Below are 24,245 nucleotides of genomic sequence, written 5' to 3' on the forward strand. Positions count from 1 at the left end.
CGAACCAGCTCGTGCCGCTGGTTCGACGTCGGAAACGTGGTTCGAGGTTTGCGCGCGTGCGAGTTGTGAGCACGTGACTTCTCCACAGATCGAGCGTCGGGCACCGGGCACGACCCGAGCCCGGACAGGCTCGGACCATGGTGGTCCCCGTCGTCGTCCCCGTGCACCCCGACCCGGCCGCGGCCCGCGCGCAGCAGCGAGCGTTGCGCGACGGGCAGTTGATCCGCGTCGGCCACGGCGCCTTCGTCCACCGCGAGGACTGGGAGCGCGCGACCGCCTGGGAGCAGCACCTCGCTCGTGCGGCGGCGGTGCACGCCGTCACACCTCGTGCCGTCGTGTCGCATGCCTCCGCCGCGATCGCGCACGGACTGCCGTGGATCCAGCCGGTGCCGGAACGCGTGACCGTGCTCGATCCAGTGCGTCGGACCGCGCAGCGCACGAGGTTCGCGGACAAGGCCGCTGCGGCCGAACGACACGTGGTGCCGGTCGTCGTCGGAGGGCTGCCCGTCACGACCTTGGTCGACACGGTCGTGGACATCGCGCTGCGGTACGACCGTGGCCGAGCACTTGCGGTGGCGGACGCGGCGCTCCGACGTGGCGTGCAGCACGACGCGATCGAGGACGAGTTGGCGGCACGCGGCCCGGTTCGCGCAGGGCGACGGGCACGTTCGGTGCTGGAGTTGGCGGCGGGCGCCTCGGAGTCGGCGGGGGAGAGCGTCGCTCTGCTCGTGATGCGCGATGTCGGGTGTCCGGCGCCGGTCCAACAGCACGAGTTCCGCGACGACCGCGGTGTCATCGGCAGGGTCGACTTCTGGTTCCCGGACCAGGGCGTGATCGTCGAGTTCGACGGTCTCGTGAAGTACCGGGACGTCGGGATGCGCAACGGTCGCTCCGTCGAAGAAGTCGTCATCGCGGAGAAGGTGCGGGAAGATCGGCTGCGAGCGCTGGACGACGTACGCCGCGTCATCCGGCCGATCTGGCGTGACGTCGTGCCCGGCGGCGCGTTCCCGGCGATGCTGGCGGCGGCAGGTCTCCCGGTCCGGCGGGGCGTCCGAACGACGCCCGCGTGGTGAGCGGCCCCCGCGTGGAACCACGAATCCGACATCGAACCGACCAGGCGCGGTGGTTCGATGTCGGATTCGTGGTTCGAAGCGGCGGCGCGGCGCGCGGCGCGCGGCGCGCGCGGCGCAGCCGCCTACGCGAGCTCGAGCAGCACGTGGCCGGACGAGATCGTCTGGCCGACGGGGGCGTTCAGCCCCGTGACGACACCGTCACGCGGGGCAGCGACGGGCTGCTCCATCTTCATGGCCTCGAGCACGACGAGCAGGTCGCCCTTCACCACGGTGTCACCCTCGGCGACCGCGAGCTTCACCACGGTGGCCTGCATCGGGGACGTCACGGAGCCGGACGACGCCAGGCCGCCACGGACCCCGGACGACCGGCGCTTCGGCGGAGCGGACGGCCCGGCCGGACGACGACCGGCAGCACCGGCGGCGCCACCGGCGACGATCGACGGCATGGTGACCTCGATGCGCTTGCCCTGCACCTCGACGACCACGCTCTCGCGGGCTGCCGGTGCGGGGAGCTCCTCGGGGGAGCCGCTCCACGCCGGGATCTCGTTGACGAAGTCGGTCTCGATCCACTGCGTGTAGATGCTGAACGGGGTCTCGTCGGGCGTCGCGAACGCCGGGTCCGACACGACCGCACGGTGGAACGGCAGCACGGTCGGCAGGCCGGTGACCTCGAACTCGGCGAGGGCACGACGCGACCGCTCGAGCGCCTCGGCGCGCGTGGCGCCGGTGACGATGAGCTTCGCGAGCATCGAGTCGAACGAGCCGGAGACGACGTCGCCGGAGACGACGCCCGAGTCGACGCGGACACCGGGGCCGGACGGCGCATGGAACGCGTGCACGGGGCCCGGCGCCGGGAAGAAGTTGCGACCCGGGTCCTCGCCGTTGATGCGGAACTCGAACGAGTGCCCCCGCGCGACCGGGTCGGAGTAGTCGAGCACGCCGCCCTCGGCGATGCGGAACTGCTCGCGGACGAGGTCGATGCCGGTGACCTCTTCGGAGACGCAGTGTTCGACCTGCAGGCGGGTGTTCACCTCGAGGAACGAGACGGTGCCGTCGGCGCCGATGAGGAACTCGCACGTGCCGGCACCGACGTAGCCGACCTCGCGCAGGATCGCCTTCGACGACTCGTACAGCCGATCCTCCTGCGAAGCCGTCAGGTACGGCGCGGGCGCTTCCTCGACGAGCTTCTGGTGCCGACGCTGCAGCGAGCAGTCGCGCGTCGAGACGATGACGACGTTGCCGTGCTCGTCGGCGAGGCACTGCGTCTCGACGTGGCGCGGCTTGTCGAGGTACTTCTCGACGAAGCACTCGCCGCGGCCGAACGCCGCGATGGCCTCGCGCGTCGCCGACTCGAAGAGCTCTTCCACCTGGTCGCGCGAGCGGACGACCTTGAGACCACGGCCGCCACCGCCGAACGCCGCCTTGATCGCGACGGGCAGCCCGACCTGGTCGACGAAGTCGAAGACCTCGGAGACGTCCTGCACGGGCTCGATCGTGCCCGGTGCGAGCGGCGCGCCGACCTTCTCGGCCACGTGCCGCGCGGAGACCTTGTCGCCCAGGCGCTCGATCGACTCCGGCGAGGGGCCGATCCAGGTCAGCCCGGCGTCGATGACGGCGCGGGCGAAGTCGGCGTTCTCGGCGAGGAACCCGTAACCCGGGTGCACGGCGTCGGCGCCGGAGCGTCGGGCGACCGAGATGATCTTGTCGATGACGAGGTAGGTGTCGGCGCTCGTGGTGCCGTTCAGCGCGTAGGCCTCGTCGGCGAGGCGTGCGTGGAGGGCGTCACGGTCCTGGTCGGCGTAGACCGCGACCGATGCCTTGCCTGCGTCGCGGGCCGCGCGGATGATGCGGACGGCGATCTCGCCGCGGTTCGCGATGAGGACCTTGCTGATACGGGGCATGGTAAGTCAGCGTATTCGTGCGGCAGGGGCGCGAATTGACTGGCACCCACAAAGAACCGGCGCGAAGAAGTGTGGATGTCTACAGTGCCCAGAGGTCGTGCCACGCGATGCCGAACCCCCGCAGCAGCATCGCGCGCAGCACCGGGAGCGAGAGCCCGACCACGGCGGACGGTGCGCCGTCGATCCGGGTGATGTACGCAGCGGCCCGACCGTCGATGGTGAACGCCCCGGCGACCTCGAGCGGTTCGCCGGTGGCGACGTACGCGTCGATCTCCGCGGGCGACATGTCGTCGGCGAAGGTGAGCACGGCGCTGTCGACCGCCACCACCTGGTCGCCGTCGGCGACCATCGCCGACCCGCCGGGCGCGACGCCCGCGACGAAGGCAGCAGCGCCGAGCGGCCCGCCGCCCGACGCGTCCACGGTACGGACGGCAGGCACGGTGCCGGCCCGACCCGCGCCTCCAGGCCCCGGATCGGGTGCGTCCAGGGCGTCGGGTGCGTCCGCGGCGCGGCGCCGGTCCACGACGCAGTGCCCGCTCCAGAGCGTGCCGCCGCCGGCGGCGAGCATCTGCCGCCACCGCTCCCGCGCGACCTCCGGGTCGTGGGGCTTGCCGTACAGCACGCCGTCGACCTCGAACGCGGAGTCCCCGCCGAACACGAAGCCGTCGACCGGGGAGCCGTCGACGGGGGCGTCCGCGACGGCCGAGGCCTTGGCGACCGCGAGCATCGCCACCAGCTCCGGTCCGGTCAGGTCGCGGCCGAGCGACGTGGCGGCCGCGGCGACCGCGGCGTCCTCGTCGACCCCCGGCGCGACGAGCACCGGCTCGATCCCGGTCTGGGCGAGGAGGGCGCGGCGGGCGGGGGAGGTACTCGCGAGGTACAGACGCATGGGAACATCGAACCATGGGTGAATCCGTCGGAACGCTGCTCGACCTCGACGTCACCGGGATCGCCCACGGCGGCATCTCGGTGGCACGGCACGAGGGGCGGGTGGTCTTCGTGTCGGACGCGATCCCCGGCGAACGGGTGACCGCCCGCGTGACCGAGGACCGGAAGAAGTCGTTCTGGCGTGCCGACACCGTGTCGGTCGAGACGCCGAGCGACCACCGCGTCGACCACGTCTGGCCCGAGGCCGCCCTCGACCGCGACCCGGCCGTCCGCGCCGGCGGTGCCGAGTTCGGGCACATCGCCCTCGGCCACCAGCGCACGCTGAAGCACGACGTCCTCGTCGACTCCTTCGCGCGCTTCGCCCGCACGGACCTCGCTGCCGTGCTCGGCCACGACGTCGTGGTCGAGGCAGCCCCCGGCGACGACGAGTCGAACGGCACCGGCTGGCGCACCCGCGTCCGCCTGCACGTCGACGAGGACGGCACCGCCGGCCCCTTCGCGGCCCGGTCGCACACCGTCGTGCCCGTCGCGTCCCTCCCGCTCGCGAGCCGGGTCGTGCAGGAGAGCGCACCGCTCGGCCGCGGCGCGATGCCCGGCGCGTCCGTCGTCGACGTCCTCGCGCCGAGCGGCTCCGAGGGCGCGCGACTCGTGATCGACGAGCAGAAGCCGACCGTCGTGACCGAGGTCGTGGGGGAGCGTTCGTTCTCGGTCGACGACAACGGCTTCTGGCAGGTCCACCGTGCGGCTCCGGCCGTGCTGACCGCGGCCGTGCAGGACCTCGTCGACCGCGACCGGCTCGACCCGGAGGGGCAGCACCTCGACCTCTACGGCGGTGTCGGCCTGCTCGGCGCCGCGCTCGGCGACCTCGTCGGGCCGCGCGCCAAGCTCATCAGCGTCGAGAGCTCGGAGCGCGCCACCGAGCACGCGCAGGAGAACCTCTCCGAGTGGATCGGCGCCCGCGCCGAGACCGGCCGCGTCGACCGCTGGCTGCAGCGCACCGTCTCGACCCTGTCCGCCGGCGAGCGGCAGCGGCACCGCGCCGGGACGATCGTGCTCGACCCGCCGCGCTCGGGTGCCGGGCGCGAGGTCGTCGTGCAGATCGCGGCCCTCCAGCCGGCGCAGGTCATCTACGTCGCCTGTGACCCGGTCGCGTTGGCGCGCGACGTCGCGACGTTCGTGGACCTCGGGTACCGCCTGGAGGCACTGCGCGCCTTCGACCTCTTCCCGCACACCCACCACCTCGAGGCCGTGGCGCGCCTGGTGCCCGTCGCCTGACGTCGATCGCGGGTCGCCTCCAGGGCGGCGGCCGCGCGCTCGCCGGCGGTCGCGCGGGCGCCGCGCCGACCTGGCCGATTTGCGCGACGCGTGTCCGAGCGCACGACGACCGGCCGTGTCACGACCGCGTCGCGCCGCTGCCTGAGTCCGACCTGGGTATCCTTGGTCGTTGATGGCGAACCGGTTTCAGGGGCCGGGGAGCGCATCGACCAGAGAGGCCACCGTGGCAACAGACACGACCACAACCGGAACGACCGGACTGGCGACCAAGCCCGTCCGTGTCGCGATCGTCGACGACCACGAGTCCGTGCGGCTCGGGATCCAGGCAGCCTGCCAGAACGAGGGGTTCGAGGTGGTGCTGACCGCCGCGAGCGTGCCCGAGTACATCGAGAACCTCGGTGGGCGTGAGGTCGACGTCGTCGTCCTCGACCTGTCCCTCGGCGACGGCTCGACCGTGACCGCGAACGTGAAGGGTGTGCAGGGCACCGGTTCCGCCGTGCTCGTGCACTCGATCGCCGACCGCGTCGCGAACGTCCGCGAGGCACTGGCCGCAGGGGCGGCCGGCGTCATCCCGAAGTCCTCGGCGACCAAGACCGTGATGGCCGCCGTCGCCACCGTCGCCCGCGGGGACGTGCTCAACAACCTCGAGTGGGCCAGCGCGATCGACGCCGACCGGGACTTCGCGAAGGCGCAGCTCGGCCGCCGCGAACGCGAGATCCTGCACCTCTACGCCTCGGGCCTGCCGCTCAAGCTCGCCGCGCAGCAGCTCGGCATCGGGTACTCCACCGCCCGCGAGTACCTCGACCGCATCCGTGTGAAGTACGTCGAGGTCGGTCGGCCGGCACCGACGAAGGTCGACCTCCTCCGCCGTGCGGTCGAGGACGGCATCCTGCCGGGGCTCGACTCGGGCATCGACCCCGACGGCGACGGCCGCTGAGCAGCATGACGGCGGCTGACGCTGCGCCCGGGGCCGGGGCCGGGGCCGGGGCCGGGGCCGGGGCCGTGGCCGCCCGGACCGCGGCCGGGCGGATCGAACCCGCGCCGTTCGGGGCCGATCCCGCGCGGAGCGTCCGCGCGTCCATCACCCAGGCGTCGGTCGAGCGTGCGTTCGCGATCCTCCTCGCCGTGGCCGCACTCGGCTTCGGCGCGACGACCGTGCCCGCGGTGCTGTCGCAGCTGCCGTACCTCGACCCGGTGTGGGGTCCCGTCGTCGCGTTGGCGCTCGCCGCGTCGTTCCTCTTCGTCGGGGCGTCCGTCTTCGCGAGGCGCCTGGCGCAGATCGCGCAGATCGTGTGCGCCCTGGTGTTCCTCGTCGCCCTCGTCACCTGGCCGTTGACCGTGCAGGAGCCGATCCCGTCCGACCAGGCACCGTGGCCCTGGTGGCTCTGCACCGTGGGGTCGACCGCGGCCGCGATGGGCTTCGCCCCGTGGCGGGCGTCCGTCTACACCGCGCTCGTGCCGGCCGTGTACGTGGCCATCCGGTTCACCCCGCTGGGCGGCGACGCGGGTGTCGGGGCGTTGCTCAACGGCTTCTACACGGCGATCCTCAGCGGGGCCGCCCTCATCATCGTGATCGTGCTCCGCCGTGCAGCGGCAGCCGTCGACGCAGCCCAGGCCACGGCCGTCCGGCGGTACTCGCACGCGATCCGCGAGCACGCCACCGAGGTCGAGCGGGTCCAGGTCGACGCGATCGTCCACGACAGCGTGCTCACGACGCTCCTCTCCGCCGCCCGGGCCGACACCCGCGACGCCGAGATGCTCGCCGCGCGTATGGCCCGGAACGCCATCGACCACCTCGAGGCCGCGGCGGCGGACGGCCCAGGGGACGCACCCCCGGTCTCCCTCGTCGACCTGCGGACCCGCATCTCCGACGCCGTCGGTGCGCTCGCGGCGCCGGTGCGCGTCGACCGCGGGCACGTCGGGTCGATCCGGGTGCCCGCGATCGTCGCGGACGCCGTCGCCTCGGCGGCCGTGCAGGCAGCGGTGAACAGCGTGCAGCACGCCGGTCCGGCCGAGGTCGACCGGTGGATCGTCGTCGAGCAGCGCGGCGCCGGCGTCCACGTCGAGGTCGGGGACGACGGTGCGGGCTTCGACATCGCGGGGATCCCCGCCGAGCGACTCGGCGTCCGTCGTTCGATCGTGGAGCGGGTGGTCGCTGCCGGGGGCACCGCCGAGATCGTCACCGCGCCGGGAGCGGGCACCCGTGTGCTCCTCGACTGGGCGCCGGCGGCGGGGGAGCACCGGTGAAGGCCTCACTCCCGGCCGGGGTCGCGATCGGGCTCGCGACGCTCTTCTCCGTCTACCACCTCGTCCTCGCGGCGACGACGCTCCCCGGCGCCGCCCAGATCGGGCCGGTCGTCGCGTGCATGGTCCTCTACGCTGCGGCGACCGGTGTGGCGGTGTTCGTGCCCGGTCGGCCGCTCCCGGTCTGGGCGACGTGCTTCGCGCTCGCGACGGCCGTGGTGCTGCCCGTCGTCGCCTCGCCCACGGTCGACCTGACCGCCGGCCCGGGGAACGGCACGTGGTGGATCGCCGCGGTCGGCACCCTGATGGTCGTCCTCGTGGTGCGCGCGCGGGTCGCGTTCGCCTGGGTCGGTGTCGGGTTCCTCACCGTGCACGCCGTCGCGTGGGCCGGACTCGGGGCGCTCGGGTCGCTCGGCGTGCTCGGCAGTGTGGTGTGGGTGGTGATCGCCACCGGCCTCACGGCCGCGATGAGTCGGGCCACCCGTGTCACCCGCGACTTCGTCCGCGCCGAGCAGGAGACCGCCGACTGGCAGGCGGCGCAGGACGCCCACGTCTTCGAGCGGCAGTTCCGGCTCAGCCAGACGACGCGCATGGCGCTGCCGATGCTGCAGCGGATCATCGAGACCGGCGGTGACCTGGACGACGCCGAGCGTGCCGAGTGCCTGCACCTCGAACAGGCCATCCGCGACGAGATCCGGGGCCGGTCGCTGCTGTCGGAGGACGTCCGCGACGAGGTCATGCGCCTCCGTCGTCGTGGCGCCACGGTGCAGCTGCACGACGACGGCGGTCTCGACGACCTCGAGATCGACGACCTGCGCCGGGTGCACGCCCGCATCGCCGAGGCCCTGCGCCAGGCGCGGGAGGCCGACAACGTGATCATCCGGACCGTCCCCGAGGGGTCCGAGTCCGCCGTGACCGTCGTGGGGCTGCGGCTCGACCTCGCGGCGAGCGAGTCGGCGGCGCTCGGGGCCGGGATGGACGACGAGGACGGCGACGAGGACGAGTCGGTCGTCGTGTGGCTCGAGATCCCGCGGCACGAGACCGTCTGAGGCGGCCCGACACCGAACGTCGTCGGCGCCCGCGCGGACGACAGCGCCCGGAAACGGGGAACGGGCCGGTCGGATACCGACCGGCCCGTTCACGACCCGAGTCTGAGCGACAACCCGAATATCGCCCTGACTCGTAGCTGGTAGGTGGCTTCGTACCCTAGTCGGCCACCGACCTGCGATGTTCTTCGTTGAAGGACACCGAACACGAACTACTATGCCCGCAGCCGAACGCTCTGTCAGTCGTCATTATGGGGGACAAAATCGGCCATTTCCGCCGCCCTCGGCCCCTGCTGTCCCCCGTCTGCGGGGAGACCGACCGGGAATCCCGCGGTCGGGCTGCCGAGACCGCCCGGTACCCAGGGGTACATGGTCGCCCGCACCGTGCGGCACGCGCAAGCCCCCGGAGCGGCTCAGCGGAGCGATCGGCTCCAGGCGCCGGCACCGTGCTCGAGCGGTCGGCGGAGGCCCCGGGCGGACACGTCCCACCCCGAGCGCGGCGACACGGTGACCTCGGGACGGCCGAGCGACGCCGCCTCGTCCGCCTGACGCTGGAGGACGGCGATGACGGCGGCGAGCTCCTCCGGCGTGGGCTCGCCGGAGACGACACGGACGTCGGCGGCCGCTGCGACCGCCTGGTCGACGGGGACCGCGGGGACCACGGCTGCGTGGCGGCCCATCAGCGTGCGCCCGTCACAGCGGGATGTTCCCGTGCTTCTTGGGCGGCAGCGTCGCGCGCTTGCCACGGAGGGCCCGCAGCGCCTTGACGACCGAGACGCGCGTCGCGTGCGGCTGGATGATCCCGTCGAGCTCGCCGCGCTCGGCGGCGAGGTACGGGGACGCGACGTTGTACGTGTACTCGTTCGCGAGCTTCGCACGGACGGCCGCGACGTCCTCGCCGGACTCCTCGGCGCGCTTGATCTCGGCGCGGTACAGGATGTTGACGGCGCCCTGGCCACCCATCACCGCGATCTCGGCGGTCGGCCACGCGAGGTTGATGTCGGCACCGAGCTGCTTCGAGCCCATGACGATGTACGCGCCGCCGTACGCCTTGCGGGTGATGACGGTGACGAGCGGCACGGTGGCCTCGGCGTAGGCGTAGAGGAGCTTGGCACCGCGGCGGATGACACCGGTCCACTCCTGGTCGGTGCCGGGCAGGTAGCCGGGCACGTCGACGAGGGTGAGGATCGGGATGCCGAACGCGTCGCAGAACCGGACGAAGCGCGCGGCCTTCTCGCCGGCGTCGATGTTCAGCGTGCCGGCCATCGCCTGCGGCTGGTTCGCGATGATGCCGACCGTGCGGCCCTCGACCCGACCGAAGCCGATGAGGATGTTCGGCGCGAAGAGCGGCTGGACCTCGAGGAACTCGCCGTCGTCGACGATGTGCTCGATGATCGTCGTCACGTCGTACGGCTGGTTCGTGGAGTCCGGGATGACGACGTCGAGCTCGCGGTCGGCGTCGGTCGTCTCGAGCTCGGGCGCGACGTCGTAGGCCGGCGCGTCGGACAGGTTGTTGTCCGGCAGGAAGCCGATGAGCGAGCGGGCGTAGTCGAGCGCGTCGGACTCGTCCTCGGCGAGGTAGTGCGCGACGCCGGAGATCGCGTTGTGCGTCTGCGCGCCGCCGAGCTCCTCGAAGCCGACGTCCTCGCCGGTGACGGTCTTGATGACGTCGGGGCCGGTGACGAACATGTGGCTGGTCTTGTCGACCATGATCACGAAGTCGGTGAGGGCGGGGGAGTACACCGCTCCGCCCGCCGCCGGGCCCATCACGATCGAGATCTGCGGGATGACGCCGGAGGCCTGGGTGTTGAGGCGGAAGATCTCGCCGTACTTGCCGAGGGCGACGACGCCTTCCTGGATGCGCGCGCCACCGGAGTCGAGGATGCCGACGATCGGCACGCCGGTCTTCAGCGCGTGCTCCATCACCTTGATGATCTTCTCGCCGGCGACCTCGCCGAGGGAGCCGCCGAAGACGGTGAAGTCCTGCGCGTACACGGCGACGTTGCGGCCGTGGATGGTGCCGAAGCCGGTGACGACCGCGTCGCCGTAGGGCCGCTTCGACTCCATGCCGAAGGCGTGGGTGCGGTGGCGGACGAACTCGTCGAGCTCCACGAAGGAGTTCTCGTCGAGCAGCTGCTCGATGCGTTCGCGCGCCGTGGTCTTGCCCTTGGCGTGCTGCTTCGCGATGGCGGCCTCGCCCGCGGCGGTCACTGCTTCGTGGTACCGCTCGCGGAGGTCGGCGAGCCGGCCGGCCGTCGTCGAGAGATCGGGGGTGTCTCCTGGGGTCACCCGCTCACCCTACCGGCGGCGACGGCGGGGTCGGTTGGAGGACCCCCACGGTTCCTGCCCGTAGATTTGCTGCATGTCCACACCTGCGTCGTCGACGTTCCCGCTGAGTCGAACCGTCGTCGAGGCCGCGGGCGCGGTGCTCACCGAGCCGGTGACGACCGGGTCGACGAACGCAGACCTGCTCGCCCTCGCGACGACGCAGCCGCACGGCAGCGTCGTGGCGACGCTCGACCAGACCGCGGGTCGCGGCCGCCTCGACCGGACCTGGTCGGCGCCCGCCGGCCAGACGCTCGCGGCGAGCGTGCTCGTCCGCGCGGACCTCGACGACCGCGACCGCGGATGGCTGCCGCTCGTCGCCGGCGCCGCGATGCGCGACGCGGTCGTCGCCGTGCTGCACGGTCCGGAGCGTGTCGCGGTGAAGTGGCCCAACGACGTCCAGATCGACGGCCGCAAGGTCTGCGGCATCCTCTGCCAGGTCGCCGCCGACGGCAGCGTCGTCGTCGGCGCCGGCGTGAACCTGACCATCCCCGCCGACCGGCTGCCGACGCCGACGGCGACCTCGCTCGCGGTCGCCGGCGCGACGGGCTCGGCACCGGACCTCGCCGACCGTGTGCTGTCCGCGTTCCTCCGCGCGGTCCAGGAGGCCGTGGTCGCCCTGGTCGCCGGCGGTGCGGCCGCGGACGGGGTCCGGTCCCACGTCCGGTCGGCCTGCGGCACGATCGGGCAGCGGGTGCGCCTCGAGCTGCCGGACGGCACCACCTCGGAGGGGGACGCGACCGGCATCGACGACGAGGGCCGGATCACGATCCGGGATCGAGCGGGCGTCTCCAGGGGCGTCGCCGTGGGGGACGTCACCCACCTGCGGTATGCATGACGGCATGACCGACGAGCCGCCGCCCGAACGCGTGGTCGCGCGGCTGCGCCCGCACGCTCGCCGGCTCGTGCGCCCCGCGGTGTTCGTGGTGCTCGTCATGCTCGCCGGCGGGTTCGGCTTCGGGGTGTTCCGGGCACAGCTCGCCTGGCTGAACGCCGTCGTCGCCGGTCTCGTGGTGCTCCTCGTGTTCCTCGGCGGCGCGATGCCGCTGTTCCGCTGGATGTCGGAGCGCTACGTGGTGACCACCAGGCGCCTCGTCGTCGTGCACGGACTCGGCACGCGCACCCGGCGGGAGCTCCTGCACTCGCGGGGCTACGACGTGACGGTGCGTCGCCGCGGCCTGCAGGGGGTGTTCCGGTCCGGCGACGTCCTCGTGTTCCCCGGCGACGAGCCGGCCCTGGTGCTCGGCGACGTGCCGCACGCGGACCTCGTCGTGGCGGTCCTGCACGACCTCGTCGAGGCGCACGAGGCCCGGCGACGGCACCGCGAACCCGACTGGGACGAGATCGTCGGCGGGGTGGATCGACCGCGATGGGGCGACGTCAGACCCTGACGATGTCTCGACAGCGGGCGGTGCGGACGAGAACTGCGCCGAGGTTCCGGTACCGTCTTCCCGTGCGTATCTCTGTCATCGGCTGCGGTTACCTCGGTGCCGTGCACGCCGCCTCCATGGCCAAGCTCGGGCACGAAGTCGTCGCAGTCGACGTCGACCCGGTCAAGATCGAGCGGCTCGCCGCGGGTGAGGCTCCCTTCTTCGAGCCCGGACTCCCCGAGATCCTGAGCGAGGCGCTGGCCTCCGGCCGCATCCGCTTCACCACCGACATGGCCGAGGTCGCCGGTGCGCGGGTGCACTTCCTCGCCGTCGGCACGCCGCAGGGGCCGACCGGCGCCGCGGACCTCACGTACGTCGACGCCGCCGTCGCCGCGCTCACGCCGCACCTCGCCGCCGGCGAGTTCGTCGTCGGCAAGTCGACGGTCCCCGTCGGCACGGCCGCGCGCCTCGCAGCCGAGGTGTCCGAGGCGGTCCCCGGTGCGACGCTCGTCTGGAACCCCGAGTTCCTCCGCGAGGGCTTCGCGGTGCAGGACACGATCAGCCCGGACCGCTTCGTCTACGGCGTACCCGACGGCGACGCCGGGCAGGCCGCGGTCGAGGCCCTCGACGAGGTCTACGCCGAGGCCCTGGCGAGCGGCACGCCCCGGCTCGTGGTCAACCTGCCCACGGCCGAGCTCGTGAAGATCAGCGCGAACGCGTTCCTCGCGACGAAGATCTCGTTCATCAACTCGATGGCCGAGATCGCCGAGGTCGCCGGTGCCGACGTCACGGCGCTCGCCGACGCGATCGGCCACGACGCCCGCATCGGCCGCAAGTTCCTCAACGCCGGCCTCGGCTTCGGCGGCGGCTGCCTGCCGAAGGACATCCGGGCGTTCCAGGCGCGGGCTGACGAGCTCGGTGTCGGGGAGTCCCTGGCCTTCCTGGCCGACGTGGACGCCACGAACCTCCGTCGTCGCGCGCACGTCGTCGAGCTCGCGCAGGAGCTCCTCGGCGGGGCCGTCGCGGGCAAGCGCGTCGCCGTGCTCGGCCTGGCCTTCAAGCCGAACTCCGACGACGTCCGTGACTCGCCAGCACTCGACATCGCCGCCCGGCTGCTGGGCCTCGGTGCCTCGGTCGCCGCGTACGACCCGGAAGCCGTCGTCACGGCGCGCCGCGTGCACCCCGAGCTCGACTACACCGAGAGCGCGACCGATGCCCTGCGTGACGCCGACCTCGTGCTCGTCCTCACCGAGTGGACCGAGTTCCGCGAGCTCGACCCGGCCGTGGCCGCCTCGCTCGTGGCGACGCCCGTCGTGATCGACGGGCGCAACTGCCTCGACCGCGACGCCTGGACGGCTGCCGGCTTCACCTACCGCGGCATGGGCCGCTGAACACCGCGCGGGGGAGCAGCATGACGATCGACGACGCCGTGACGACCGAGGACCCGGTCGTCGACGCTCCCGTGGAGCACCGACGCCGCTTCGGGGCCTTCCACGAGGGACGGCGCCCGTCACGGGTGTCCCTGCTCGCGAACGGTGCACTGCTCCTCGTCGCCTCACTACTCGTCGCCGTGATCGCGTTCCGCACGCGGCTCGAGATGACGAACATCGACGGCATCTCCTACATGTCGATCGCGAAGCAGTACGCCGAGTGGCACTGGGCGGACGCCGTGAACGGCTACTGGTCGCCGATGGTGTCCTGGCTGATGGCGCCGTTCATCGCCGTCGGCGTCGGGCAGACCACGGCCTTCGCGATCGTGAACACGCTGTCCTGCGTCGCCGTGATGGCGATGGGGGCCTGGCTGCTGCTCCGGACGACCGGCAACGGCTGGACCGCCGCGTGGTCGATCGCCGCGACGGCCCCGCTCCTCATGGCGAACGTCAGCCTGCAGACCCCGGACACCCTCGTGCTCGTGTGGTGCCTCGGGTTCCTCTGGGCCCTGCTCGCTGCCGACCGCGCCTGGCACGGCTCGGTGCGACGGATCGTGCTCACCGCGGTGCTGCTCGGCGCCGTGTGCGCGTTCGGGTACTTCACGAAGGCGTTCCTCGTCCCGGTGTTCCTCGTGGTGGTGCCGGTGTGGGCGGTCGTCCGCTGGTTCCAGGACCGCCCCGAGGCCCGCGAGCGCCGGTCCGTCCTGCTGCCCGTCGTCGCCCTCGTCGCCGTGGTCCTGGTCTCCGCGCCGTGGGTCATCGCCCTGTCGGTGAAGTTCGGCGGCATCGAGGTCGGCTCGTCGCTGACCGTGAACGTCTCCGGCAAGTTCAGCGACACGTCGAGCACCGACGGCGACGAGTACCGCATCGCGACGCCGCCGAACGCCCGCGCGGTGTCGCCGAACGAGGACCGGACGCCGTCGATCTACGACGCCGGGATCCTCGAGGCCGAGCGCACGCTGCCCGCGGTGCCGCAGCCGGGTGCCGAGGCCGCTCCGACCGAGAGCCACACCACGACCCTCGTCGGCAAGGTGCGGTACTACGTCGAGCAGCGGCTCGAGGCGTTGCCCTACTACTTCAACCGCATCGGGTCGTTCGCACCGTTCGCGCTCGCGATCGGCGTCGTCTTCGTCGGCGCGGTCGTGGCGGGCGTCGTGCACTACCGCCGGTTCGTCTTCGCGAGCATCGTCGGCATCTTCTCCGGGGTGTACCTGCTCGGCTACGCGGGGATCGCGACGGTGGACACGCAGGGCGGCAACGCGCGCTACTACCTCCCGCTCTTCATCGGGTCGGTCCTGATCGCCGGGGCACTCCTGCCCGCGTTCTGGCGGGCGGCTCGTCGGGGACGTCGTGTGCGGCAGGTCGTCGCCGTGGCCGCGTGCGCCGTCCTGGTCGTCGCCGCGTACAGCCAGAACGTCAACGGCGTGAAGGCGCCCTTCTCGACGATGGGCACGCGCCCGTCGGGCATCCCCGTCGGGCAGGTGTTCGGCGGGGTCATCACCCCGGACGAACCGCTCTCGGACCTGCTGCTGGCCAACCACACGCTGCCCGCCGGCAGCACGATCCTCGGGACGAACACCCGGGACGCCACGCTCGTCGCGTTCCGCACCGGCACGCAGATGTACGGCGAACCGGGCCAGGAGTACGACTACCAGGACCCGTCCTTCGTCGCACTGCTCAAGAAGTCGGGCGTGCAGTATTTCCTGAACTACACGAACGCCCTCATCCCGAAGGACCGGGACTACTCGGCGATCGGCACGCTCGAGGACAGCTTCACCGTCCAGCAGACGTGCCAGGACATCCGGTCCGCGCCGGTCCAGGCCTGCCGGGTCGACGTCGTCAAGGTGTCGGGGAACTGACCTCGGTCGGCGTGCTGCGGGTCGGGGTGACCCACACCCGCAGCACGCCGCCGGTCAGCCCGACCGCGACGAGCACCGCGACGACGGCGACCACGGCGAACGGCACCGGGCCCCACGACTCGTAGCGGGCGATGCTCGCGGCCGAGAGCGGTCCGGTCGCGGCGTTCCAGAACCACCCGGCGGCGACCGCGAGGCCCCAGAGCCCGATGGCCGGGAGCGCCACGGCCAGCACCCGGGGCAGCACGGCCGTCCCGCGCCCGGGCAGGGGCAGCCGCCGCCACGCCACGGCGCTCAGCACGACGAGGCAGAGCAGCGCCGGGAACAGGTAGCGGCCCTGCGTGCCCGCGACCTCGGTCGTGTCGAGGTAGGCCTTCGCGCTGCTCGCGGTCTGCAGGAGCAGCAGGAGCGCGGGGAACACCGCGAGTGTCCAGGCGGTGCGCCGGGTCCGGCCACGGCGGAACGCCCAGCCGACGAGCACGACGAGCGCGACGAGCGTCAGGACCGCCGTGAGGAGGTCGCCGATGCTCACCTGCGCGCGCTGCCCCGGGGAGCCCCAGAAGGTCCGGGCGAGGGTGCCCCAGCTGACGTCGAGGAAGTGCCACACCGATGGCCCCTGGTCGTCGGGGAACGGGCGGTCGGGTCGGATCGCGGCGTAGCCGTCCGGCTGCAGGGTGCGGAACAGCCAGAGGTTGCGCAGCCACCACCAGGCGCCGATCACCGCGGCCACGCCGAGGGCGACGGCGGCGCGGAGGACGCGACGGCGGAACGGGACGACACCCGCACCGGCGACGAGGGCCACGACCGCGACGAACGGCACCGCCGGCAGCCCCGTGCCCTTCGTCCAGACGAGCAGCCCGAGCGCGACCCCGAGCCCGACGAGCGTCCGGCGTCGCAGGTCCCCGGTGAGGAGCCGCGTCGCGAGCCACACCACGACGCCGCCGAGCAGGAACGTCAGGGCGTCGTTCGTGACGGAGGCCCCGATCGACGCCAGCTGCGGCGTCGCGAACAGCGCGAGTGCGCCCATCAGGCCCGCCCGCGGCGACCGGGTGACCCGCCGGACCGATGCCCACGCGAGGAGCGCGAGCGGCGTCACGAGCAGCGCGTCCACCAGTCGGAGCGCGACGAGGGCGTGGTCCCAGCGGAGCGAGCCGTAGTGCAGCACGCGGAGCACGACGGCGTCCACCACGTAGGCCGTCGGCGGGTGCTGCGTCATCTGGTCGACCGTCGCGGAGTCGCCGGGGTGCGCCGCGAGCAGCTCGCTCACGGTCGACCACGTCGAGGAGTCGCCGGCGACCTGTTCCCGCTGCGCGGCCTGCACGGCGTTCGACACGTGCAACGTCCCCGGTGCCGGCCAACCGGACCCGGTGGCGACGTGCACGGCGGCGTCGAGGTGCGCGGGCTCGTCCGGTGCCTGGAAGGCCGGCACGACGATCGCCCAGAGCACCAGCCAGAGCCCGAACACCGCCGTCAGGACGGCGACCCACAGCCCCTCGCTCCGCGAGACGACGGGGTGCGGTTCGGACTGCATCGAGCGGACTCCCGGGGTCGGCGACGCCACCCGTGTCGGTGGCGCGTCGAGCCTACTGGCCCACGACCTCGGAACCGGCGGTGGAACCAGTCGTCTCGGCGGCGGGCACGGCCCGGTCGTGTCCGCGCTCGGGGTGGTACACCCACACCTTGTAGAGCCAGAAGCGGAACACCGTGCCGAGCACGAGTCCGATCACGTTGCCCGAGATGTTGTCCGCCAAGGCCGAGGTCAGCCCGAGCACGTAGTGCGAGATGCCCAGGCAGCCGAGCGAGATGACCATGCCGCCGAGCGACACGACGACGAACTCGATGCCCTCACGCGTGGCCACCGCCCGCCGCTGCTCGCGGAAGGTCCAGTAGCGGTTGCCCATCCAGTTGACGAAGATGGCCACGATCGTCGAGACGACCTTCGCCCAGAACGGCCCGGAGTGCACCTCGTCCGGGCTGAGCACCGTCGCCCGCAGCACGTTGAAGATGCCGGTGTCGACGACGAACCCCACCGCGCCGACGACGCCGAAGCGTGCCAGTTGGGCCACCAGTCGCCGCACGGTCTCTCCCGGGTCCGTAGAGTTGTCGCTGGTCGTGCTCACGAGGGCCGACCCGCAGGTCGCACAGGACGGCGACCCGAACAGCGATTCTAGACAGCGCGTTCTCGCCGGACGGTGTGAACGACGGAAGGAACACACAGCATGGCGTTGCGCGTCGGGGTCATCGGTGGGGGACAGCTGGCACGGATGATGGTGCCGGCCGCGGTCGAGCTCGGTCTCGACATCCGGGTGCTGGCCGAGGGCCCGGGCATGTCGGCGGCCATCGCGGCCACCGCCGAGGGGGACTACCACGACGCCGCGACCGTGCTCGCCTTCGCGCGGGACGTCGACGTCGTCACCTTCGACCACGAGCACGTGCCGCAGGACGTCCTCCGTGCCCTCGTCGACGCCGGCGTCGCCGTGCACCCCGGCCCGGAGCCGCTCGCCGTCGCGCAGGACAAGATCACCATGCGCACGCGCCTGTCCGAGCTCGGGCTGCCGGTGCCGGACTGGGCCGCCATGCACGACCCCGGCGAGCTGCAGGCGTTCCTCGACGACCACGGTGGACGTGCCGTCGTGAAGACCGCCCGTGGCGGGTACGACGGCAAGGGCGTCCGGGTGGTCACCGACCCGGCCGACGTCGCCGACTGGTTCATCGCCGTCGCCGAGGCCGGCGGCGAGCAGGCACTCCTCGTCGAGGAACTCGTGCCGTTCACCCGCGAGCTCGCCCAGTCCGTCGCCCGACGCCCCTCCGGCGAGGTCGTCGCCTGGCCGCTCGTCGAGACCGTGCAGCGCGACGGCGTCTGCGCCGAGGTCTTCGCCCCCGCCCCCGACAGCGCCGGACGCATCGCCGACATGGCCGAGGACATCGCCGTGCGGGTCGCGACGGAGCTCGGCGTCACGGGTGTCCTCGCGGTGGAGCTGTTCCAGACCGACGACGAGCGCATCCTGATCAACGAGCTCGCCATGCGCCCGCACAACACCGGCCACTGGACGATCGACGGCGCCACGACGAGCCAGTTCGAGCAGCACCTGCGTGCCGTGCTCGACCTGCCGCTCGGTGCCACCGGGTCGTTCGCCCCGGCCGCGGTCATGATCAACGTGCTCGGCGGTCCGGCGGACGGCGACCTCGCGGCGCGGTACCCGGGCGCGCTCGAGGCGTTCCCCGAGGCCAAGTACCACTTCTACGGCAAGGCTCCCCGGCCGGGTCGCAAGATCGGGCACGTGACCGTCATCGGCGACGACCTCGACGACGTCACGTACCGCGCCCGGTCCGCAGCGGCCCACTTCGACGACTGAGGCTGCGGTCCGCGCGGACGGTGCGCTCGGACGGTCCGCAGAAGGGCGGACACCCGCTCGGGTGGCACCCGATCTGGCGTGTGTACCCCCGCGCGTCGGCGTGCTCCCATGGACGGGACAGGGTCCACCGTCCACAGGGAGTACGTCATGCGCCGCGCCAGTGTGTTCGCCACCACGGGAGCGGTGAGCGCCTTCGTGGCGCTCGCCGCGGGAGCGCTCACGCCGACCACCGCCGTCGCGGCGACGAGCGCCGCCACGATCCGTGCGGCCGCTGCGTCGTCCCTCTACGCCTCCGGTCCCTACCGTTCCGACACGAGCGAGGCGGCGAAGCAGGCGACCGCCCTCGCGACGACCGACCCGATCGGCGCGGCCGCGGCGAAGACCATCGCGCAGTACCCGGTCGCGATCTGGCTCGGGGACTGGACGCAGGGGGCGACCCTGACGCGGACGATCGACGCCGCGATCGCGGGTGCCGAGCGCACCGGCACGACCGCGGTCTTCGTGACCTACGCCATCCCGCAGCGTGACTGCGGCGGGTACTCCGCCGGCGGCTTCGACGAGGCGACGTACGACGCGTGGGTCGACCAGATCGTCGCCCGGGTCGCCGGGCACCGGGCGGCCGTGATCGTCGAGCCGGACTCCCTCGCGATGCTCAGCAACAGCGCGTGCAGCGAGACCCTCGACGCCCAGCGGTACCGCATCCTCGCCCGCGAGGTCGCTGCCTTCACGGCGGCGGGCGTGCCGGCCTACCTCGACGCGGGGAACTCGAACTGGGTCCCGCCGGCGGTGATGGCGTCCCGGCTGAACAGCGCCGGGGTCCAGCGCGCGCGGGGCTTCTTCACGAACGTCGCGAACTACTACCCGACCGCGCAGGAGCAGGCCTACGCCGAGAAGGTCTCCGCGGCCACGGGCGGGTCCCACTACGTGATCGACACGTCCCGGAACGGCCAGGGGTGGCGCGGCACCTGGTGCAACGGTCCCGGCTCCGGGCTCGGCACCTCACCGCGGGTGGTGTCGGACGGCTCGGCCCTCGACGCGCTGCTCTGGGTGAAGACCCCCGGAGCGAGCGACGGCACGTGCAACGGCGGGCCGGCGGCGGGGAAGTGGTGGTCCGCGTTCGCGAAGTCCCTCGTGGCGAACGCGCGGCTCGGGACGCCGGTCGCCACGGCTGCTCCGGCTCGGACCGCCCCGTCCGTCGCGCCGACCGCGCACCGGGACTCGGTCGCGTCGGCCGCGAAGCGGCGCGTGACGGTGTCGGGGTGGACGTTCGACCGCGACGACCTCACGAAGTCGGTCACCGTGCGCGCCACGGTCGGCGGGAAGGTGGTGGGGACCGCCACGGCGGACGCCTCGCGGCCGGACGTCGACCGGGTGCACCGGGTCGGGCGGAACCACGGGTTCCGGGCGACCGTGGCGGTGTCGAGCGGGAAGCGGAGCGTGTGCCTGACGGCGGTCGGGATCGGCCGGGGCGGGGACACCTCGATGGGGTGCACGACCGTCACGGTCCGCTGACGCCACCGGATCGCGGGAGGATGGGCGCATGCCGCGTGATCTCGTCCGCCGTGCCGCCCGTCGACTCCGTCGCTCCCTGACCGGGGCGCGGTCGGCCCCGGCCACGGAACCCGTGCGCCTGCCGGTCCTCGGCTACGTCGTGGCCGGAGGCGGTGGGGCGCACCCCGCCTCGGCGCACGTGCGTGTCGTCCGCCGCACCGAGCACCTCGCGCGCACCGGTGCGGCCGAGGTCCGGCAGGTCGACCCCGCCGCGTTCGTCGACGGGACCGACACGACCGACTACCGGGCCGTCCTCGTGCAGCGGGACGCCCTGCCGCGGGACCTCGTGGCACCCTTCCTGGCCGCAGCCGCCGCGCGGGGGACCCGGACCGCCGCCGAGGTCGACGACGACTTCTTCACGGACTCCGGCCGCGACCGTCTGGCCCGGGCCGAGTACGACCCGGACCGGCTGGCCTCGATCGACGCCCTCGTGCGCGGCGCCGACCTCGTGGTCGTCAGCACCCAGGAGCTCGCAGCGCTCGTGCGGCCGCTCGCGCACCGGGTCGTGGTGGTCCGGAACGCCCTGGACCCGACGATCTGGACCCCGGGCGAGCCGGCCGCCGACGACGTTCGCCCCGCCGACGAGCACCGGGTGCTCTACATGGGGACGCTCACCCACGGCGCCGACCTCGAGCTGCTCCGGGACGTCTTCACCGACCTGACCGCACCCGACGGCACGCCGATCCGCCTCGAGGTGATCGGCGTGACCGAGGACGCCGACGATCCCGGCTGGTACCGCCGCGTCGAGGTGCCGGACGGCCACTACCCGGCGTTCGCCCGCTGGCTCGTCGACCACCGGCAGCGCTGGCGCGCGGGCGTCGCTCCGCTGCGGGACGAGGAGTTCAACCGGGCGAAGAGCGACCTCAAGGCGCTCGAGTACACCGCGCTCGGGCTCCCCGCGGTCGTCTCCGACCGGCCGTCCTACCGGGACGCGCGCGGGCACGGCGTCGTGGCGGTGCCGGACGACGTCGGTGCCTGGCGCGACGCGGTCCGCGGCGCCGTCGACTCCGGGTCCGCCGACGCCGTGGCCGCCCGCTGGGTCCGCGACGAACGGACGATCGGCGACGACGGGGACGCCTGGCGGTCCGCCCTGCTCGACTAGGCTCGTCGCGTGACCGACACCGCAGCCCCCGTCCAGCCGCTCGTCTCGATCATCATGGGGTCGGACTCCGACTGGCCGACGATGCGCGCCGCGGCGGACATGCTGACCGAGCTCGGCATCCCGTTCGAGGCCGACGTCGTGTCCGCCCACCGCACCCCCGACAAGATGACGCGGTTCGCCCGCGGCGCCGCTGCCCGGGGCATCCGTGTGGTCATCGCCGGCGCCGGTGGGGCGGCGCACCTGCCGGGCATGGTGGCCTCGATGACGACGCTCCCGGTGATCGGCGTGCCCGTGCAGCTCGCGCGCCTCGACGGACTCGACTCGCTGCTGTCCATCGTGCAGATGCCCGCCGGCATCCCGGTGGCGACGATGGCGATCAACGGAGCGGCGAACGCCGGGCTCCTCGCCGCGCGCATCATCGGCTCGGCCGACCCCGCGATCGCGGCGCGCCTCGGCGAGTACGCCGAGGGGCTGGAGCAGCTCGTCGAGGAGAAGGCGCAGCGCCTGCGCGACTCGCTCTAGCCGGCGGCACCCCGGTCGAGGGGACCGACCGCTAGAGGTCGGCGTGCAGCTGCCAGGTCTCGGCGGCCGAGTCCTTCCAGTCGTACATGCGCGCCCGGTCCGGACCCGCGACGGCCAGCTGCCCGGCGAGCAGCGGGTCGTTGACGACCTGGTAGACCGCCTGCGCCAGTCGTTCGGGGTAGGAGTCGCGGGGATCGCGGGCCACCGTCACACCGGCGTCCGAGGCGACCTCGCGCACGGCGTCGTCGTCCGAGTGCACGACCGGCGTGCCGAAGCTCATCGCCTCGATCACGGGGAGCCCGAACCCCTCGGCGAGGCTCGGGAACACGAACACCGTCGCCCGGTCGTACGCCACGGCGAGGTCCTGGTCGTCGATCCGTCCGAGCACCTTCACGCGGTCGCGGGACAGTCCAGCGCGCTCCGCGGTGCCGTACACGTCGACGTCGCCCCAGCCGTCCGGGCCGGCGATCACGAGCGGGACGTCGGCGGGGGCGTCCGGGTGTGCCATCGCCTCGATCAGGTACTGCAGGCCCTTCCGGGGCTCGAGCGTGCCGACCGCGAGCACGTAGCGCTCCGGCAGGCCGAGCCGCTCGGCACGGAGGTCGGCGTCGACGGGGGTCCGCAGTCGCCCGCTCGGCGCGCCGCCGATGACCCGGAGCCGTTCGTCGAAGCGATGGATGCCGTTCAGCGTCGCCGCGACCGCGTGGGTCGGCACGACGACGGCGTCGGCGTGCTTCCACGCGCGCTTCACCATCGCCCGGTGGAAGTGGACGCCGCGGGGCGTGAGGGTCTCGGGGTGGGTCCACGGCACGGTGTCGTGCACGGTGACGACCGTCTGCCGGCCCGGATCGCTGAACCGGTCGTGCTTGACGAGGGGCGCGAGCACGCTCGGCGAGTGCACCATGCCGCGTCCGACGCCGCCGACGAAGCCGCCCTGCCACGCGAGGGAGAGCTCACGGCGGGGGAGCGCCAGGCGGTCGAGGTCGCCGAGACCGGGGAGCAGCGTGCGGATGTGCGCGAGCTCGTCCTTGCCGACCGCCGAGACGATGCCGGCGACGTCGGCACCCTCCGGGGCACCCGCGATGAGGTGCCGTGTCAGTTCTTCGGCGTACCGACCGATGCCGCCGGGGACGGGGGCGACGATCTGGTCCACGACGACGTGGAGTGTTGTCATGCGGTGCGCCTCCTCGTGGTGCTGTGGTGCGCACTGCGCGGCCGGAAGCCGACCATATCAGTCCGCGCGGGGAGGGACCGGGGCGCCGGATCGCGGTGTGGCGGCGGCGGTCACGCGGCGGTGCCGGGCGGCGAGGGCGGCCCCGACACCGGCGAGCACGACGTCGCCGATCGTCATGAACACCCGGCTGATGACGGCGAGCGCGAGCGGTGCGGAACCCCCGGCGACGCTGCCGAGCAGGAGCACGAGGATGCCCTCGCGCGGGCCGATGCCGGCGGGGGCGATGACCACGATGAAGCCGACGAGCCAGGCGACGGCGTACGCACCAACGGCCACCGGGAACAGGGTCGGGGAGTCGGCGCCGAAGACCCGGAGCACGACCGTGGCCTGCACGCCGTACGCGATCCACATGACGAGCGACCAGACGAGCGACATGACCGTGCCGGACCAGGTCAGGGTGGTGTCCTGCGGCGGGCGGCGGAGCACCCGGAAGGCGATCGCGATGAGCCGACCGAGCACGGGCGGGGTGAGACACACCAGGCCGACGACGATCACCGGGATGAGCCACCAGAAGGTCGCGAACCCGGTCGACGAGGCGAGCAGGACGGCGACGATCCCGACGACCGCGGCCGTGACCATGCTGACGAGCATCGAGGCCAGCGCCGCGACCGCGCTGCCGGTGCGCTGCAGCCCGTGCGCACGCCCGAGCTCGGCCTGGGCGGCGATCGACCACACGCCGCCGGGGATGTACTTGCCGAGCTGCCCGACGAAGAAGATCGAGGACGCCGCGGCCAGGCGCACCCGGTACCCGCTGGCAGCCATCATCGCGCGCCAGGACAGCATGTTCGCGACGAGGGCGACGATGGTGAAGACGATGCCGACGACCACCGTGAGGGCGTCGAGCCGCACGAAGTCACGGGCGATGTCGTCCCACTGCTTCGCGATGCTCCAGACCAGGAACACGACGGCCACGACCGCTGCAGCCCACTTCACGACGGTCAGCACGCGAGCGCGCCGACCGGTCGTCGGCACCGCGCCCGTGGCGACGTCGGAGGAGGTGTCGAGCGGGTCCGGTGACCCTGCGGCCGACCCCGTAGGCTGTTGTGCGTCCATCGACCGACAACTCTAAGGG

21 protein-coding genes are annotated in these 24,245 nt (G+C 72.9%); 13 read left to right on the forward strand and 8 right to left on the reverse strand.

Going from position 1 to position 24,245, the window contains the following annotated elements:
* The first annotated feature begins 137 nt into the window (after positions 1-137).
* On the forward strand, positions 138-1,073 hold the full coding sequence (locus ACIPEP_RS05120; protein WP_402716662.1) for a hypothetical protein: 936 nt from the start codon (positions 138-140) through the stop codon (positions 1,071-1,073).
* 122 nt (positions 1,074-1,195) lie between these two features.
* Here ACIPEP_RS05120 and ACIPEP_RS05125 read toward each other — a convergent pair whose 3' ends face one another.
* Both ACIPEP_RS05125 and ACIPEP_RS05130 read right to left on the reverse strand, forming a co-directional pair.
* A complete protein-coding gene (locus ACIPEP_RS05125; protein ID WP_092386469.1) occupies positions 1,196-2,974 on the reverse strand; it encodes a biotin carboxylase N-terminal domain-containing protein in 1,779 nt (592 codons plus the stop codon).
* Positions 2,975-3,053: 79 nt separating this feature from the next.
* A complete protein-coding gene (locus ACIPEP_RS05130) occupies positions 3,054-3,863 on the reverse strand; it encodes a Maf family protein (RefSeq protein ID WP_402716663.1) in 810 nt (269 codons plus the stop codon).
* A 14-nt stretch (positions 3,864-3,877) separates the two neighbouring features.
* Between ACIPEP_RS05130 and ACIPEP_RS05135 the strand changes: the two genes are divergently transcribed.
* The 4 genes from ACIPEP_RS05135 to ACIPEP_RS05150 all read left to right on the forward strand — a co-directional run bounded on the left by ACIPEP_RS05135 (position 3,878) and on the right by ACIPEP_RS05150 (position 8,430).
* Positions 3,878-5,137, forward strand: a complete 1,260-nt coding sequence (locus ACIPEP_RS05135; protein ID WP_402716664.1) for a class I SAM-dependent RNA methyltransferase — start codon at positions 3,878-3,880, stop codon at positions 5,135-5,137.
* A 172-nt stretch (positions 5,138-5,309) separates the two neighbouring features.
* Positions 5,310-6,074 (forward strand): response regulator, encoded by a 765-nt coding sequence (locus ACIPEP_RS05140; protein WP_374115184.1) that lies wholly within the window; start codon positions 5,310-5,312, stop codon positions 6,072-6,074.
* A gap of 5 nt (positions 6,075-6,079) precedes the next feature.
* Positions 6,080-7,384: a sensor histidine kinase gene (locus ACIPEP_RS05145; RefSeq protein ID WP_402716665.1), complete on the forward strand. Its 1,305-nt coding sequence runs from the start codon at positions 6,080-6,082 to the stop codon at positions 7,382-7,384.
* Positions 7,381-8,430 (forward strand): hypothetical protein, encoded by a 1,050-nt coding sequence (locus ACIPEP_RS05150; RefSeq protein ID WP_070418455.1) that lies wholly within the window; start codon positions 7,381-7,383, stop codon positions 8,428-8,430. Before ACIPEP_RS05145 ends, ACIPEP_RS05150 begins: the two co-directional genes overlap by 4 nt.
* Positions 8,431-8,840: 410 nt before the next feature.
* Here the strand turns inward: ACIPEP_RS05150 and ACIPEP_RS05155 are convergent, their stop codons facing one another.
* A complete protein-coding gene (locus tag ACIPEP_RS05155) occupies positions 8,841-9,107 on the reverse strand; it encodes an acyl-CoA carboxylase subunit epsilon (RefSeq protein WP_083403379.1) in 267 nt (88 codons plus the stop codon).
* Between the two features lie 13 nt (positions 9,108-9,120).
* Positions 9,121-10,716, reverse strand: a complete 1,596-nt coding sequence (locus ACIPEP_RS05160; RefSeq protein ID WP_402716666.1) for an acyl-CoA carboxylase subunit beta — start codon at positions 10,714-10,716, stop codon at positions 9,121-9,123.
* A 73-nt stretch (positions 10,717-10,789) separates the two neighbouring features.
* On the opposite strand from ACIPEP_RS05160, the gene ACIPEP_RS05165 reads away from it, so the two are divergent.
* From ACIPEP_RS05165 to ACIPEP_RS05180, 4 genes are all read left to right on the forward strand, one after another.
* On the forward strand, positions 10,790-11,590 hold the full coding sequence (locus ACIPEP_RS05165) for a biotin--[acetyl-CoA-carboxylase] ligase (RefSeq protein ID WP_402716667.1): 801 nt from the start codon (positions 10,790-10,792) through the stop codon (positions 11,588-11,590).
* A gap of 4 nt (positions 11,591-11,594) precedes the next feature.
* The gene (locus tag ACIPEP_RS05170) at positions 11,595-12,143 is read left to right on the forward strand and encodes a PH domain-containing protein (RefSeq protein ID WP_402716668.1); all 549 of its coding nucleotides are present in this window, start codon (positions 11,595-11,597) and stop codon (positions 12,141-12,143) included.
* Positions 12,144-12,205: 62 nt separating this feature from the next.
* Complete coding sequence (locus tag ACIPEP_RS05175) at positions 12,206-13,513, forward strand: UDP-glucose/GDP-mannose dehydrogenase family protein (RefSeq protein ID WP_070418458.1); 1,308 nt, start codon at positions 12,206-12,208, stop codon at positions 13,511-13,513.
* Between the two features lie 20 nt (positions 13,514-13,533).
* Complete coding sequence (locus tag ACIPEP_RS05180; protein ID WP_070418459.1) at positions 13,534-15,411, forward strand: hypothetical protein; 1,878 nt, start codon at positions 13,534-13,536, stop codon at positions 15,409-15,411.
* On the opposite strand, the gene ACIPEP_RS05185 is transcribed toward ACIPEP_RS05180, so the two are convergent.
* Positions 15,392-16,939, reverse strand: coding sequence for a DUF2142 domain-containing protein (locus ACIPEP_RS05185; protein ID WP_402716669.1), 1,548 nt, complete (start codon positions 16,937-16,939; stop codon positions 15,392-15,394). The genes ACIPEP_RS05180 and ACIPEP_RS05185 overlap by 20 nt on opposite strands.
* A gap of 52 nt (positions 16,940-16,991) precedes the next feature.
* A complete protein-coding gene (locus tag ACIPEP_RS05190; protein WP_254789528.1) occupies positions 16,992-17,474 on the reverse strand; it encodes a GtrA family protein in 483 nt (160 codons plus the stop codon).
* A 153-nt stretch (positions 17,475-17,627) separates the two neighbouring features.
* Between ACIPEP_RS05190 and ACIPEP_RS05195 the strand changes: the two genes are divergently transcribed.
* The 4 genes from ACIPEP_RS05195 to purE all read left to right on the forward strand — a co-directional run bounded on the left by ACIPEP_RS05195 (position 17,628) and on the right by purE (position 21,939).
* A complete protein-coding gene (locus ACIPEP_RS05195; RefSeq protein ID WP_402716670.1) occupies positions 17,628-18,764 on the forward strand; it encodes a 5-(carboxyamino)imidazole ribonucleotide synthase in 1,137 nt (378 codons plus the stop codon).
* Between the two features lie 147 nt (positions 18,765-18,911).
* Positions 18,912-20,276 carry a glycoside hydrolase family 6 protein gene (locus ACIPEP_RS05200; protein ID WP_402716671.1) on the forward strand — a complete coding sequence of 455 codons (1,365 nt, stop codon included), beginning with the start codon at positions 18,912-18,914 and terminating at the stop codon, positions 20,274-20,276.
* Between the two features lie 28 nt (positions 20,277-20,304).
* Positions 20,305-21,417, forward strand: a complete 1,113-nt coding sequence (locus ACIPEP_RS05205) for a hypothetical protein (RefSeq protein ID WP_402716672.1) — start codon at positions 20,305-20,307, stop codon at positions 21,415-21,417.
* Positions 21,418-21,426: 9 nt separating this feature from the next.
* The gene (purE, locus tag ACIPEP_RS05210; protein ID WP_071295772.1) at positions 21,427-21,939 is read left to right on the forward strand and encodes a 5-(carboxyamino)imidazole ribonucleotide mutase; all 513 of its coding nucleotides are present in this window, start codon (positions 21,427-21,429) and stop codon (positions 21,937-21,939) included.
* A gap of 31 nt (positions 21,940-21,970) precedes the next feature.
* Here purE and ACIPEP_RS05215 read toward each other — a convergent pair whose 3' ends face one another.
* Positions 21,971-23,113, reverse strand: a complete 1,143-nt coding sequence (locus ACIPEP_RS05215) for a glycosyltransferase family 1 protein (protein WP_071303777.1) — start codon at positions 23,111-23,113, stop codon at positions 21,971-21,973.
* Positions 23,114-23,170: 57 nt separating this feature from the next.
* On the reverse strand, positions 23,171-24,226 hold the full coding sequence (locus ACIPEP_RS05220; RefSeq protein ID WP_083295289.1) for a YbhN family protein: 1,056 nt from the start codon (positions 24,224-24,226) through the stop codon (positions 23,171-23,173).
* Between the last annotated feature and the right edge of the window lie 19 nt (positions 24,227-24,245).

Origin of the sequence: Curtobacterium sp. NPDC087082 (assembly GCF_044745045.1) — a bacterium.
Lineage (GTDB): Bacteria > Actinomycetota > Actinomycetes > Actinomycetales > Microbacteriaceae > Curtobacterium.